The sequence below is a fragment of the Brevibacterium sp. 50QC2O2 genome (assembly GCF_024580675.1).
Lineage (GTDB): Bacteria > Actinomycetota > Actinomycetes > Actinomycetales > Brevibacteriaceae > Brevibacterium > Brevibacterium moorei.
In genome coordinates this window covers 1-14,939 of record NZ_JANIJZ010000031.1, presented here as the reverse complement: position 1 = coordinate 14,939, position 14,939 = coordinate 1, and the positions used below count along the sequence as shown (strand labels likewise).

At 67.4% G+C, this 14,939-nt stretch carries 9 protein-coding genes and 1 pseudogene; 4 read left to right on the top strand and 6 right to left on the bottom strand.

Annotated features, from left to right (window positions below):
- Positions 1 to 213: 213 nt before the first annotated feature.
- Positions 214 to 1,485 carry a M20 family metallopeptidase gene (locus NQ038_RS14745; RefSeq protein WP_257062933.1) on the bottom strand — a complete coding sequence of 424 codons (1,272 nt, stop codon included), beginning with the start codon at positions 1,483 to 1,485 and terminating at the stop codon, positions 214 to 216.
- 330 nt (positions 1,486 to 1,815) lie between these two features.
- On the opposite strand from NQ038_RS14745, the gene NQ038_RS14740 reads away from it, so the two are divergent.
- Together NQ038_RS14740 and NQ038_RS14735 are read left to right on the top strand one after the other, a co-directional pair.
- Positions 1,816 to 3,342, top strand: a complete 1,527-nt coding sequence (locus NQ038_RS14740; protein WP_257062932.1) for a M20 family metallopeptidase — start codon at positions 1,816 to 1,818, stop codon at positions 3,340 to 3,342.
- A gap of 103 nt (positions 3,343 to 3,445) precedes the next feature.
- Complete coding sequence (locus NQ038_RS14735; RefSeq protein WP_257062931.1) at positions 3,446 to 4,318, top strand: serine hydrolase; 873 nt, start codon at positions 3,446 to 3,448, stop codon at positions 4,316 to 4,318.
- Between the two features lie 154 nt (positions 4,319 to 4,472).
- Here NQ038_RS14735 and NQ038_RS14730 read toward each other — a convergent pair whose 3' ends face one another.
- The 5 genes from NQ038_RS14730 to NQ038_RS14710 all read right to left on the bottom strand — a co-directional run bounded on the left by NQ038_RS14730 (position 4,473) and on the right by NQ038_RS14710 (position 12,428).
- The gene (locus NQ038_RS14730; protein WP_257062930.1) at positions 4,473 to 7,109 is read right to left on the bottom strand and encodes a zinc-dependent metalloprotease; all 2,637 of its coding nucleotides are present in this window, start codon (positions 7,107 to 7,109) and stop codon (positions 4,473 to 4,475) included.
- 116 nt (positions 7,110 to 7,225) lie between these two features.
- Positions 7,226 to 8,449, bottom strand: coding sequence for a M20 family metallopeptidase (locus NQ038_RS14725; protein WP_257062929.1), 1,224 nt, complete (start codon positions 8,447 to 8,449; stop codon positions 7,226 to 7,228).
- Between the two features lie 152 nt (positions 8,450 to 8,601).
- The gene (locus NQ038_RS14720) at positions 8,602 to 10,248 is read right to left on the bottom strand and encodes an amidase (RefSeq protein WP_257062928.1); all 1,647 of its coding nucleotides are present in this window, start codon (positions 10,246 to 10,248) and stop codon (positions 8,602 to 8,604) included.
- 233 nt (positions 10,249 to 10,481) lie between these two features.
- Positions 10,482 to 11,693 (bottom strand): FAD-binding oxidoreductase, encoded by a 1,212-nt coding sequence (locus tag NQ038_RS14715; protein WP_257062927.1) that lies wholly within the window; start codon positions 11,691 to 11,693, stop codon positions 10,482 to 10,484.
- A 27-nt stretch (positions 11,694 to 11,720) separates the two neighbouring features.
- Complete coding sequence (locus tag NQ038_RS14710) at positions 11,721 to 12,428, bottom strand: GntR family transcriptional regulator (RefSeq protein ID WP_257062926.1); 708 nt, start codon at positions 12,426 to 12,428, stop codon at positions 11,721 to 11,723.
- Between the two features lie 185 nt (positions 12,429 to 12,613).
- On the opposite strand from NQ038_RS14710, the pseudogene NQ038_RS14705 reads away from it, so the two are divergent.
- Together NQ038_RS14705 and NQ038_RS14700 are read left to right on the top strand one after the other, a co-directional pair.
- A pseudogene (locus tag NQ038_RS14705) lies at positions 12,614 to 13,720 on the top strand (NAD(P)/FAD-dependent oxidoreductase).
- 15 nt (positions 13,721 to 13,735) lie between these two features.
- Complete coding sequence (locus NQ038_RS14700) at positions 13,736 to 14,662, top strand: ABC transporter substrate-binding protein (protein ID WP_257062925.1); 927 nt, start codon at positions 13,736 to 13,738, stop codon at positions 14,660 to 14,662.
- Positions 14,663 to 14,939: the final 277 nt, after the last annotated feature.

The window sequence follows — 14,939 nt, the reverse complement described above, 5'->3', positions numbered from 1 at the left end:
AGTACGTTGAAAACGAGCTCAATGATCGGCCGAGGAAGACGCTAGAATGGCGTACGCCCGCGGAGCGGATGCGGGAGGTCCTTGAGGCCTGAGCACACCGGTGTTGCAACCACCCCCTGAAACCGCCATGAACGGCCGAATCTGAGACAAACGGCCCAATGATGTGCGGGATCCACTTGCAGCGCCCATTTGCGAGCGCCGAGTGTCGAGCCCCTACCGCGCCAGACGCGCCCAGGCCAGGCCGGCCAGCGCCGCGGCCTGATCCGGCAGCAGTGCATCGTCGAACTCGACCAGCGGCGAATGGTTCGTCGCGGCCTGAGCCGGGTCGATGTGCTCGGGGCTGACCTGGAAGAACAGGAATGCGCCCGGCACCTCTTCGAGGACGTAGGAGAAGTCCTCGGAGCCCATCACCGGATCCGGCGATTCCACTACCCGCTCAGCGCCGAACATCCCGCGCAGCGCGTCAAGGGCGAAGGCCGCCTCGGCGTCGTCGTTGACCGTCGGCGGGTACTGCTCGATCCAGTCCACCACGGCCTCGGCCCCGTGGGAGGCCGCCACCGATTCGGCCAGCCGGCGCGCCAGCACGGGGAACTTCGCGGTGGTCTCGGCCGACAGGGTGCGCACGCTGGCACCCATCGAGGCCTCACCGGGGATCGCGTTGACGGCCGTCGAGCCGTCGAGCTGCGTGATCGTCGCGACGACCGGGTCGAACACGCTGAACCCGCTGGTCACCATGCCCTGGAAGGCGTGGCAGAAGTCGATGAGCGGCAGCACGGGGTTGAGCGAATCCTGCGGGCGCGAGGCGTGGCCCGCCTTGCCGCGGAAGGTCACGAACAGGCGGTTCGCACCGGCCATCATGGTGCCGGGCCGGGTCAGGAACAGACCCGGTTCGCCGCTCCACACGTGGATGCCGAAGGCCGCATCCGGCTTGCCGCCCACAGCATCCCACATGCCCTCGTCGAGCATGACCTTGGCGCCGCGGTCCGCCTCCTCGCCGGGCTGGAACATGAAGATGACGTCGCCGGGCAGCTGAGCGCGGTGCGCGGCCAGGAGCTTGGCCGCGCCCACCAGGCCGGAGATGTGCAGGTCGTGGCCGCAGGCGTGCATCGCCCCGTTGGTCGAGGCGTAGTCCAGGCCGGTCGCCTCGGCCACGGGCAGTGCGTCCATGTCCCCGCGCAGCAGCACGCTGGGCGCGCGGGTTCCGGCGGCGGGGGCGCCTTCGGCTCCGGTTCCGGCGGCGGAGTCCGCACTGCCCGCGGCACCGCCGCGCAGCACCGCCACGACCGAGGACAGCTCGCGTCCCGTGTGGATCTCCAGTCCCAGCCCCTCGAGTTCGGCCAGCACGCGGGCCTGCGTGTGCGGCAGCTCCAGGCCGGTTTCGGGATCCCGGTGCAGATCGCGGCGCAGGTCCCGCAGGTGATCGGCCAGGCCTCGGGCCTCCGCGCGGAAGTCCGGGGCCGAGGTGGTGCTCGGGTCGGTGCTCATCGTCGTGTCTTCTTCCCAGCGGGCAGAGGCTCGCCCGCCTTGTTCATACGCTTAGTTTCACGGACCCCTCCATTCAAGCACGCGGCACCGAGGAGTCGTAGCTCACCCCGGCGCAGGAGCTCGGGTGCAGGGTCTCAGACACCTGTAGGTGTTTGTTCACTCGCGGTCAGATCCGGCTCACGACTGTAACCGAATCGCGCACTTCAGGGTGAAAAGCGCCCTCCTGCCTTCACTCGCACGAAGCGGAGCTCCGCGACTGAACAAACCCCTACACATGCAGACATATGCAAAGCACACATCCACTCCCTCGCCATCGGGTAGTTTGGGCGCATGAGCACTCCTGAGACGCCGCACACATCACCCACCACATCACCGCATACGCCACCGAGCACATCGGCCGCCGCACAAGGCGAGTGGGAACGGCGCATCCTGGCCGAACTCGACCGGCGAGCGCCCGAACTGCTCGAACTCGCCGGGGACCTCATCCGCATCCCCAGCGAGAATCCTGCCGGGGACTGCAGTGCCGTCGCAGCCTTCACCGCGGGCTGGCTGAATGAACACGGGATCGAAGCACGGATCCACGCCGTCGACGATGTGCCGGACGCGGGCCCGGGCCGAGTCAACGTGGTGGCCCGGCTGAGACCCGAGCACCTCCCCGCCGAAGCGCCGGGTGCCGCCACAGCGGATGCGGCAGTACCCGACACTGCGACCTCGGCCCCATCCCCGGCGGGGACCCCGGCGCCGCGGCATCTGGCCCTGGCCGGCCACTACGATGTGGTGCCCATCGGCGATACCGAGCGCTGGGACTTCCCACCCCTGGCCGGCGATGTGGTCGACGGATATCTGCGGGGCCGCGGCGCCTCGGATATGAAGGCGGGCCTGGCCGGACAAATGCTGAGCATGGTGGTGCTGCGCGATCTGGGCGTGCCGCTGGCCGGGCCGATCACCTTCGCCGCGGTCTGCGATGAGGAGACCGGCGGCGTCACGGGTTCGCCCTGGGTGCTCGAGCACGGAATGCTGGACGGGGTGACCGGCGCGGCGATCGCCGAGCCCGCCGAGCGCGGCTTCCCGACGATCGGGCAGAAGGGCCTGAACAAGCTGCGCATCACGATCGACGGTGCCCCGGGGCACGGCTCACTCCAGCCCCTGCACGGAACCTCGGCGAATCTGCTGGCGGCCAGGGCGGTGCTCGCCCTGCAGGATCTGTGGAAGATGGCGGCCGAACCGCCGGAGTCGGTGCGCCTGCTCATCGCGGATTCCGTCGACTACGCCGAGGCCCGCACGGGTGACGGCCCCGGCGCCTACCGGCCAGGCATCAGCCAGGTCTTCAGTCATGTGACGGTCAATATCGGCACGCTCCACGGCGGCACCGGGGTCAATGTGGTGGCCGACCGTGCCGTGCTCGAGGTCGATACCCGGATCCCGATCGGCCTGTGCCGCGCCGACGTCAACGCACGGGTGATCGAGCTGCTGGCCGAGGTCGGGGTCCACGTGGCCGGCGGGGAGACCGGGGCCGGCGAACATGTCCCGGCCGGCGGCCACGCGCCCAACGCCCGGATCGAGGTCGCGGCCCAGGCCTCGGAGGCGAACTGGACGGACAAGGACGACCCGATCGTCGTGGAATTGGTCGGCGCCCTGCGCGAGGTCGTCGGGCCCGAGTCCAAGGGCGTCCTGCAGTGGGCCTCGAGCGATGCGCGCTTCTTCCGCGCCCACGGCATCCCCGTCCTGCAGTACGGCCCGGCCGAACTGCCCTGCGTGCACGGTTTCAACGAGCGCTGTAGGGTCGCCGATGTGGTGGACGCCGCGAAGGTCTTCGCGCTCACGGCCGTGCGCTACCTGGGTCTGGCCGGAGCCTGATCACCGGATACCCGACCCCGTCGGCAGCCGTGCCGGATGGCCTCGGCGGCGGTATATTCGAATCATCGAACCGCCCACCTCATCAGCGACCCCGAGGACTGACATGTTCGCACCGGACACCTTCCAACACGTCGACGCCATCGCCTCAGCCGGCCCCGGCACCTGGCGGATCGCAGCCCATCTGGACGGGGTGCCCGTCTACACGCGCGAGCCCGGCGCGCAGGTGCCGGCGGCCAGCACGATCAAGTTGGCAATCCTCCTGGCGGTGCTGCGCGCGGTCGAGACAGGCCGCCTGCGCTGGTCGACCGATGTGGACCTGGCGGTGCTGCGCGTGGGCGAGTCCGGCGTTCTGGCCGATATGCCCGGCGTCCACACGCTGCCACTGCGCGAGGTCCTGAGCCTGATGATCACCGTCAGCGACAACGATGCGACGAACGCCGCGATCGACGTGGTGGGCTTCGCCGAGGTCAATGCGGCCGCCGCCTCGCTCGGCTGCGATCAGACGGTGCTGGCGCGCTACATGATGGACACCGAGGCCACCGCGGCCGGGCGCGACAACCTCACCAGCGCGCACGACCAGGTCCTGCTGATCGAAGCGCTGACGGGGATTCGCGGGGCGGATACACCGGATTCGCCGCCCGATGCTGCAGCCGGCGTCACGGCCGACGTGCCGGGGGCATCGGCGCCCGGACAGTCCCCGCTGACGGAGGAGTCGGTCAAGCGGGCCAGGGCGATGCTGGCCCGGCAGCAGATCAGGGATCGGATCCCCGCGTTGCTGCCGGCGGGCACTGTGGTGCTGCACAAGACCGGCGATCTGGCCGGGATCTACCACGATACGGGTGTGGTGGAGCTGCCCGGCGGCAACGTCCTGAGCCTGTCGATCCTGGGCAGCGACCTGAGCGATGCTGACGCCCACACTCCCGGTGACACCATCGCCCGGATCTCCCGCGCCCTGTTCCAGGCCGTCACGAACTGAACTCCCGCGCTGTTCCGGCGACCTCGGCCACTTCCTCTACTTCCCTAGGAGTTCCACTACGTAACGAAATGTCGAAATTCCGCCCGAAACAGCGATATATCAACATTTCGGGACGTAGTGGAACTCTGAGGCCGGGGGCTGAGCTGCAGGCTGCTTAGATCGGGGCGCCCAGGGGCAGCTGTGGGAGGGTGTCGTCGAACCGGACGATGCGCTCGACGATGTGCTCCCAGCGACGGCCCAGCAGGCGATTGCGCGGCTCGACCCAGGACAACAGGTTCAGGATCTCGAAGCGCACCGATTCGTGCAGGTCGGGGCTGAGCAGGCTCGCCGTGAAGCGGTTCAGCAGGGCCCAGGCGATCGTCTGCTCCGTCCTCCGCTCAGCTGACGCCGAGGTCCCCTCAGCACCGCGGCCGGCCGCCCCGAGAGCGAGCCCCCCGTCCAGGCTGCGCAGCGCACGGCCGGCGGTCGCCTCGACGATGGCGGCCAGGACCTCGGGCGCCTGCTGCGCCACCCGGTTGAGGCGGGCCGGGGCCAGCAGGGGCGAGGCCACGGCCTCGGTGCCGGCGCGCACGATCGCCTCGATGTCGGTCGCACCCGAGGTCCGATGGGCGAAGCCGCCGGCAGGCGCCGTCACGCCCCCGGCCGGCGGGACCAGCAGCGGGCGGATGTGCGCGGGCACCTGCAGGAAGTCCGCGCCGAGCAGCCGGTTCACGGCCTGCAGCGCGGCCAACTGCTCAGCGACGGGCACGGCGGATACGGCCCACGCGGGTGAGGCGGAAACCAAACCGGAAGCCGCGCTGGAAGACGGACCGCCGCCGACCAGTCCATAGGAGCGCCGGGTGCCGCCGATGGCCTTGAGGACGCTGACCGCGTGAAAGCGGTGCAGCAGGTAGAGCAGGCGGAAGCGGCGCTCGACCTCGTGCGGATCGGATCCAGCCGGAACCACGGCCGGACTGAACCGGGCCAGGGCGGCGGCGCGGACCTCGGCCACGGAGGCCAGGGTCTCCAACGGTTCGCCATGGGCCTTCCAGGTCGAGGCGGTGGCATCGGCATACCATTCCTCGCGCGAATCCGCGTCCGTCGAGTACGCCAGGGATGCCTCGGTGGTACCACTTGCGCTCGGTGGCACCGAATGCGCGCGCATCTCCTGCCACCCAACGCAAGTGGTACCACCGGCCGGGCGCGGGCTCTCACCGACAGGAGCACCCAGCCCGCGAGTACCACCGGCCGGGCGCGGGCCGCCGCCGTAGAGCGCTGCGATCGCGTGGAGGTCCCACTCCCCCAGCCCCGTGGGGTAGGGGGCGCCGTCGCCGGTCGGGACGCAGGGCGCGCCCGTGGCGTCAAGGGCGAACACCGGCCCCGGATAGTCCATCACGGACAGGTGCGGGTGGTGGTGGCTGGCGAAGTTGTGGGCCACGCCCAGCGAGTGCCCGATCTCGTGGGCCGCGAGCGCGGCCATCCGCGCCACCACGACCGATTCGACGAGCCGCGCCCCGGTCGGGCCACCGGCCTCGGATTCGGTCGGGCCGCCCGCCGCGGCCCCCGACTTCCCGTACGGCGCCAGGACGGCCTCGGTAATGGCACGGACCTCCTCGATGCGCTGTGAGCCCATGACCACGCAGCCCTTGAGGATCTCGCCGGTGCGCGGGTCCAGCTGGCCCTTGCCGAAGGACCAGCCGCGGTCGGCGCGGTGGCACCAGGTGATCGTGCCGTAGCGCGGATCGTAGAGGTCCTCGCCGGCGGGCAAGAGCTCGACACGGAACCGGCCGGGGTGGCCGGCGGCGGCGAAGGCCTCGGCCCACCAGTTGAAGCCCTCGAGCATCGCCGTGCGGTACGGTTCGGGGATCGCGGGGTCCAGCCGGTAGACGATGTCGTGGGCCAGCCGATGCCGGGGTGCGTAGGTGCGCCGCGCGTCCGCATGCCCGACTTCGTCGAAGCGATGGGTCGTGAAGTAGGCCATCGCGCCGGACTCCGGGTCCAATGGCACCGGCTGATAGCCGGGTTCGGGCAGCGGACGCAGGGTCACGCGCTGGGTGATGGTCACGGCCTCGGCCGGGGCGGGTGCACCGGGGCGGCCCGGAGGCGGGGTGGGGCCCGAGGCGTTCTCCGCCGTCCCGGCGGGCACGCCCGGATACGGCCCGGCCGAGGGATCGGCCTTCACCGCAGCCGTGCTTCCCGCCGCAGCATTTCCCGCCGCCGAGGCCCCACCGCCCACCGCTGTGCTGCCGGCCAACAGCCCGGTTCCGGCGCCGGTCCAGGTGCCGGCTCCGCGTGGGGTGAAGCTCAGGGTCGCGTCGATCGCCAGGATGTCGTCGAACCATTTCACCTCGGCCACATGGCTGAGGTCGGGACGGAATTCGTAGGCGGTGCCGTGGCGTTTGGTCAGGGCCGCGGCGGTGCGCAGATAGTCGACGTAGCCCAGCGCGATGGGGTCGAAGTCGCCGGTGTCCGTGGAGGCGTCGCCGATCAGCACAGACTCTGCGAAGGAGTCGCGCACAGCCGTAGCGGCCGCCCGGGCGCCGGATTCGCTCCCGCCTGCGGCCTCGGGTACGGCCTCGGATTCGGCCCGGCCCGCGTCGCCCGCGGCAGCGCTCTCGTTCCGGCCCACGTCACACGAGGGCAGTCCGTATTCGGTGTTCTCCGCCACGACGGAAATCCCGCCGGTTACGGCGTCGGTGTCCAGCCGGACCACCAACCCGGGAATGGTATCGCCCCGGTCCACGCCCACCGCGGAGGTACCGAGTCCCCTGGTGACGATCGCATGTACGAGGAACCTCGAATGCTCCCACATATGTCTCTCCATTTCTCAGTCCCGCAGGGTTCCACTACTTACCGAAATGGTGAAAAATCGCGGTTTCGGGTCGGATTTCACCATTCCGGTAAGTAGTGGAACTCAGGTGGTGGGTGTCAGCGGTGCAGGCGGGCCCAGGCGATCAGCGCCAGGGAGGAGGCGCTGTCCGACAGCAGGGCGTCGTCGAAGAGCACCTGCGGGGAGTGATTCGTCGCCGCGGTCTCCGGATCCACGCCCTCGGGGCTGGCGCCCAGGAAGTAGTACGCGCCTGGAACCTCCTCGAGGACATAGGAGAAGTCCTCCGAGCCCATCTGCGGATCGGGCGATTCGATGACGCGCTCGGCGCCGAAGACCCCGGTCAGCTCGTCGAGGACGAAGGCCGCCTCGGCATCGTCGTTGACCGTCACCGGGTACTGCTCGACGAACTCGACCTCGGCGGTGCAGCCGTGGGCTGCGGCGACGTGATCGGCCACCCGGCGGGCCACCTCGGGGAAGCGCCTGGTCGACTCGCGCGAGAGCGTGCGCACCGAAGCGCCCACCGAGGCGTGCGGCGGGATGACATTGATGGCGTCTCCGCCGGACATCTGCGTGAAGGCAGTGACCACCGGGTCGAACACGCTGAAGCTCGCGCCGATCGCCTGGTACATCGCGCCGACGTACTCGGCCGCCGGGCGCACAGGGTCGATCGACTTCGAGGGCTGCGAGGAGTGCCCGCCACGCCCGTGGAAGGTCACGTTCAGCCGATTCGCACCGGCCATCAGGGTGCCGGGGCGCAGCGTGAACACACCGCGCGGACCGGAGGAGACGTGCAGGCCGTAGGCGCCGTCGACCTTGCCGCCGACCGTGTCCCACATGCCCTCGTCGAGCATCACCTTGGCCCCGCCGTCGCCCTCCTCACCGGGCTGGAACATGAAGACGACGTCGCCGGGCAGTTCATCCCGGTGGGCGGCCAGCAGGCGGGCCGCGCCCACCAGCCCGGTGACGTGCAGATCGTGGCCGCAAGCGTGCATCGCGCCGTTGGTCGAGGCGTATTCCAGCCCGGTCTGCTCGACCACGGGCAGGGCGTCCATGTCCCCGCGCAGCAGGACCGTGACCGGCTTGGTCGCCGATTCTTTCGCCGAGGCGCCACCACGCAGGATCGCCACGACCGAGCTCAGGCCGGTACCCGTGTGGATCTCCAGCCCCAGACCCTCGAGCTCCTCGAGGATCTTGCCCTGCGTATAGGGCAGCTGCAGGCCGATCTCCGGATGCTGGTGCAGATCGCGCCGCAGGGCTACGAGGTCATCGGACAGGGCCGCAGCCTCGGCACGGAAATCCGGCGTGGTGGACGTCTGGGACATGGGTGTACCTCCAAATAGAGTTGGCTCTCCCCTATCCAATCACGGTCGAAACGAAAATGAGACCTGGGTCCCATATCCCATGTGCGAACCCGCATCCCATGCGTGTATGCGCGCATGGGATGCGAACGGGTGCCCCGGGCCGCAGCTCGGCCTCAGCTCAGGATGCCCGCGATCGTCACCAGGTCGTGGAGCCCTGCCGGGATGCCCAACTCCGCCAGCCGGTCGACGAGGATCTGCGGCACCGCGGCAAGCTCCTCCTCGCTGACGGGCTCGGCGTCCGGATCCGGCATCGGCTCGACCCTGGCCAGCCCTGCGGCCGCCGCACGCCGATCCGGCATCCGCAGGTGGTGGTCGGTCAGCGCCTGGTACGCCTGCCCCAGATCGAGCAGGGCGTCGTCTCCGCCGTGCCGGCCGATCAGCTGCAGGGAGACGGGCAGCCCCATGCCCTCCGTGGCAGCGGCCCGCGGATCGGCAGCCGCTCCCTGGCCCGGCGCGGCGAATCCCATCGGCAGGGCCAGCGCGGGATGGCCGGTCGCCGAGTACGCCCCGGTCAGATTCCAGTCGTTCTGCGGCACCCCGCCCTTGAACACCAGCGGTGGGGCCACCTGCGGCCAGGTAGGCAGGGCGATGGCGACACTGCGCGATTCCCGGGCCGAGGCCCCTGCCGGCCCGCCCAGGGCCGCGAGCACCTCGTCGATCCGGTTCGCGTACTCCCCCGCCCGTTCCAGCGCGGCCCGGTAGACCGCGTCGTCGACCAGCGCCCCGGATGCCGCCGTACGCCGCATGGACCGACCGAAGTCATTCCAGCGCGCAACCAGGTCCTCCCTGTGCACGTCGAAGAGTTCGCGCACGAAGATCGTCATCGTCACGCGGACCATGTCGTCGACCGGGGGCAGCTCGACCACACGGACCTCGGCGCCGGCGGCGCGCAGATCCGCCAGGGCCCCGGCGAAGGCCGCGCCGACACCGGGCGCGATCCGCTCATCCCAACCCCGGGCGCCGTCTGGCACGCGGACCGGATCGCCCGAGTCGTCCGAGTCGTGCGAGCCGCCCCCGGCCAGCAGCTCGGCGGGTACGCCGATGACGGTACCGCGCAGGTCCACCTGCGCCTCGTCGACCGAGGCCGGGTCCTCGGCACCGCCCGCAGCCCGCCCGCGCATCACATCGAGCAGGCGGCGGCACTCGGCGGCGGTGCGGGCCATCGGGCCCACCACGTCGAGGCTCGGCGCCCCGGGCAGGATTCCGTCCAGGGGCAACAGCCCAAAGCTCGGTCGCAGGCCCGTGATGCCGCAGAACGCGGCGGGGATCCGGCAGCTGCCCGAGGTGTCCGTGCCCAAGCCGGCATCGACCTCGCCCAGGGCGATCGCGCTCGCAGTACCGCAGCTGGAAGCGCCGGGCCAGCGCGCGGGGTCCCAGGGATTGCGTGGGATCGGGAAGTCCAGTGCCGGATCCGGCCGGCCCACCGCGTGCTCGGCCATTGTCGTCACCCCGGCGATGCGGGCGCCGGCGGCGCGCAGCCGCTCCACCACCAGCGCATCGCGCCCGGCGCAGAAGTCGGGATCGTAGACGCGGCTCTGCGCGGTGGGGACCGCCTCAGCGCAGGCGATGAGCGCCTTGATGCCCAGGCGCATGCCGGCCAGGGGCCCGGTGCCGCCGAGGTCCCCCGCCTGCGCCGTCGGGAAGCGCCGCAGGAATACGCCCAGGCCATCGGTCAGGTCTGCGGCTCCGCTGCCGGCCACGCTGCCGGTTCCCGCCCCGCCGCCGGCGTCCTCGGCAGTGCCGATTTTCTCTACATCCATCCCGTCTACAGTCACGCTCTCCACTATCCCACCGCCGTGAGAGCCGCCACGCAGCGGCCTTGGTCCAGGAACGCGAAGCGCCGGGCCACACGCGGAGATAGACGTGCACCCGGCGGGCCGGGCTGAGTCGGGCCGACCCCAGTTCACTTCGCAAGCGCGGATTCACATTGTGTGCAGATATCCCAGCACACAATGTGAATCCGCGCTTGCGATATTTCCGGCGGCGACTATGTTTACTGCCGGCCCACGCCCTGCTGCTGGAACAGCTCCGGGGCCGAGGTCCCATCCACTACCGAGGGATCGAACCGGTCCAGCTTGAACGGGGCAACGGATTCGGGTTCGCGGCCGGCCACGAACTCCAGCGCCAACCGTCCGTACAGCGCCGAAAGGGTGACCCCACTGTGCGACACCGCGGTGGAGACCCGGTGGTGTTCGTCGACGAAGCCCAGGATCGGGTGGCCGTCGAGCGGCAGGCTGCGCTCGGCTAGGATCACGCGGTCCACGTGGATCGGCGCGGCCTCGGTGCCGGCCAGTCGGGCATTGACCTGCTCCTCCATATAGGCACGGACCTCCTCGAAGTGCTCTTCGGGGTCCGGCCCGTCCAAGTGGTATTCCAGGGCCGGCGCCTGGAGCACCAGACCGGATTCGCCGAATGGCCGGAAGTTCACGGCATCGGAGATGTAAACGCGGTTGAACTTCTGCGCTCCCGTGTCCGCATAGCCCAGGTAGCAGTGCGTGTCGACCGAGGTGGCCTCGCTGTGGAACATCGGCAGAATGGCACCGCCGGCCGCGGGCCCGCCGTTGACCGGAACCAGGTCGGCGACTTTGCCCAGGGCGATGAACACGTGGTCGAACGACGCCTGTTCGGCGGCGGCCAGGGCACCGCCGGCTTCGACTCGCTGGGAGGTGACCGTGACTCCGGTGGCCGTGCTGTCGACCGAGGTGATGCGCACCTGCCGGAATTCGGTTCCGGCTGCCGTGGCTGCGGCCTGGAGAGCCGGGATGAAGCGCTCGACGTAGATGAAGCCCTCAGTGGGGAAGAAGAGGGATTCGGATTCGCGCGGGGTGAAAGCGGGTTCTAAGACGGGGGCGTCTGCCGCGGCGATGGTCGTGACGGGGTAGCCGAGGCCGCTCATCCGGGCGCGTGCGGCGTCGCGGTCGGTGGCACTGGAGTGCTCCATGAAGCAGCCGGTGGTCACGTACCAGGGCTGGGCGGGGGCCAGTTCGGCCTGCAGCTCCGCGTGGCGGCGCATGCCGGCGACGTTGAGGTCGTGGTAGGCGCGCGGGTCCTTGTTGTTGGAGTTGACCCAGGCGAAGGAGGTCTGCGAGGTCACTCCGCCCCAGGGAGATTCGCTCAGGACGGTCACGTGGTGGCCGGCCCTGCTGAGTTCGTATGCAGCGGCGGAGCCGATGACCCCGCTGCCCAGGACTGCGACGTTTGCCATGGTTGTGCCTTTCTGTTGGGTGGTGTGTCAGCGCGCTTCCAGTTGCGTGACGGTCAGTGAAACATTGGTCGGGTGGAAGAGCATCTCTGTGACTTCCAAAGGCTTATCCGGTTCGACATAGGTGGTTCTCTTCTGCCGGATAATCGGCGTCTGCGCCGAGACATCCAGCAGCTCTGCATCCGCATCGCCCGCCAATGTCGCGGATAGCACGGAGGCCGCGTGATCTACATTGATCCCCACCGAGGTGTAGTAGGCAATTGTTGTTATATGCGTCAGATCTTGGTCCAAGAGTCCGGGAGCCCACGATAGGTCGGCGACACAACGTTCCACTGCCATGGGACGGCCATCTGCACTCAGTTTCTTCCTGATGATCTCAGCAATGGGCGCATGATCAGCCAGTACGCCGCTACTCAAAGGGAACGACTGAGCGGTTGAAACCCGTACGCTGACGATGACGTGATCGCCCTCCACCACGGCTTGTCGAAGAGGTCCTTCGATATGCCTGAGCAGATTGGGGCGGGGGGCGCCACCCACGACCGTACCGAAACCGCTTCTCCGGGTGACGACACCTGCTTCCACCAGTCCGGTCATCGCAGTCTGGACTGGAGTCCGGCTGACTCCGAATTGCTCCATAAGTGCTTTCTCACTCGGAAGCTTGTCCCCGGGGACAAACCGACCCGCGGCTATCTCATCTTCAATCCACGAGCGGATCTGTGCATGTTTGCTGGTCACCATAGCCGAAGCGTATCGACCCCGGGGACCCGGCTCAACGCATGCAAACATAACTACCTTTGTTCCTAGACACTAGTGCAGCTGTAGTGATAGCTTATCGTGAGTTGCATCACGAGATGCAAGTTCGGCAGAAATACGATTGGCCCGCTCGGAGCGCGGGCTGATCTACTCATTGGAAGGAGCGGGCGTTGGCAGCACAGGACGTCACTATCATCGGAGCGGGCATCGTAGGAGCCTCCATCGCCTACAAGCTCTCCCAGCACGTGAACCTGACAATTCGAATCATTGATGCCACGGACTCGGCAACGCAGGCCAGTGCCGCCAGCATGGCATGGCTCAATGCCAGCAATAAACGGCCACACGACTACTTCGACCTGAATTTTGCCGGGATGAAGGAGTATCAAGTCCTCCGTGACGAACTCACCGCCGACTAGTACCACGCGACCGGCACACTAGCGTCCGAGTCCTTCACCCCCAATCTCCGTGGACGAATGGAAGAGCTTCGGACCTGGGGCTACCGAGTCGAGGAGACAACTGTCGCGGACGCATACGCCGATTTCGCTCGCGGATGCCAGTTTGCAGATCCTAGCGAGTTCCTCGCCCACTACCCCGAGGAGGGCTGGATCGACACGTTGGGAGCGACACGCGAACTCCTCGACGTCGCCTGCCACCGCAACGTCGTCTTCCAACAGGGCACCCCAGTCACCCGGATCGAGCAAGAGAATGAAAAGTACTTCATTACCTTGGGCGACGGCACTTGCATCATCACCGACATCGTCGTCAACGCAGCTGGGGCAAAAGCCGACCGAGTAGCGACTATGCTGGGGCGTCGGCTTCCTCTGGCCCCCACCAAGGGCCTGACGATTCGAGTAGCGACGCCTGGATTCGACTTACAGAAAATACTCTTAGCACCAAACGTCGAGATTCGTCCCGACGGCCCCGGAGCCATTCGGGCGCACTCCGACGACATCGACGGAATGATGGCACAGGGCGCGGCGACCGACCGCGAGGAAATCATCTCCGCACTGGCCGGCAGAGTAAAGAATCTGCTTCCGCCCGACCAGGAACAGACCTTGGTCAAACTGTTCATGGCAAACCGCCCGATTCCACAGGACAGCTTTTCGTGCATCGGACCCGTAGCCGATTTGGAAAATTATTATGAGGCGGTCACGCACAGTGGCGTGACCATGGGGCCGCTGGTCGGCCGACTCATCGAACAGTTCATTGTCTCCGGCACCCATGACGAACTCCTCACTCCGAGATTCTCGCCAGACCGCTTCACAGAAGACTACTGAGCCGCAAGGAGATTCATGAGTCGCAAACATGCCCCCGGGCTCTCCATTATCGCGGCCGCGGTCGCAGGAATCCTATCCTTCAGCGGATGCGCCAACCCACCTTTGGAAGTGGCCAACACCTCGCCGCGCGACGTGGGGACTCCGGTTAAGGTATCCGAAGTCGACTCCATCGCCGCAATGGTACCCGAAGAATACCGGAAACGCGGCACGTTCACCGTCTCGATCAATCCCGACGTGGCGCCGGTCAAATTTGTCAACGGCGATGGCGAGATCAAGGGTCTGTCCCCCGATATCATCAACAGTGCCGCCAAGGTTATGGGGCTCAAAGCAGACATCCAGAAGGGCAACTTCGACGCTATGGTGCCCGGTCTCGAGTCCAAGCGGTTCGATGTGATTGCCTCGATCGGCGACTTCAAAGAACGCCAAGAGAAAATCGACTTCATTGACTACCTGATGACCGGCACATCGATGCTTGCCTCTGCCGACTTTCCACGCGACAAGATGACTCCTGACGACCTCTGCGGCCTAACAGTTGGATACGCCCGTGGTACTACCCAGCAGGGACAGATCGAACGCGCTTCGGAAAAGTGCAAAGACCGGGGGGAGAAGAAGATCGAACCAGTTGGCTACGGCGATGGCAGCGCCGGCGTACTGGCAGTCAAAAGCAAGCAGGACGATATTTTCTGGGGTGATGGCCCGATCATCGAATTCAATGCCGCTACCAGTCCAGAAATATACAAGTCGGTGTTCGAAGAAATCTCTCTTCCATATGGAATTGGCGTCCACAAGGACAACAGCCAGTTCCGAGATGCTCTACGCGCAGCCCTCTTGCACTTAGAGAAGACTGGATACTATAAGCAAGCGCTCGAACAGTGGGGACAGGAGCGATCCATTATGAAAGGATTCCCGCTGAACGACGGACCGTCATCCGCTGATCTCTGAAAGTAGTCGTTATGACCAATGCAACCGATACCCCGCCTGCATCCGGCTCTCGGCCGGCTACCGACAGCCAGGCACTTGCAGCGCTTCCAATTCGTACCCACCTGCGCTGGCCCCAGATCGTCAGCTACATCGTAGCTATCTACATCGCCCTAGCCTGGTTGTTTCATGGTGTGGGTTGTCCGCTGGGTGGATGAATGGGTGAAGGTGACCCTTTGACCTGGGAGAATAGGACTTGTCTAAGGTTCTTCATCACCCAGCAGAAAGATCACCTTCAAAG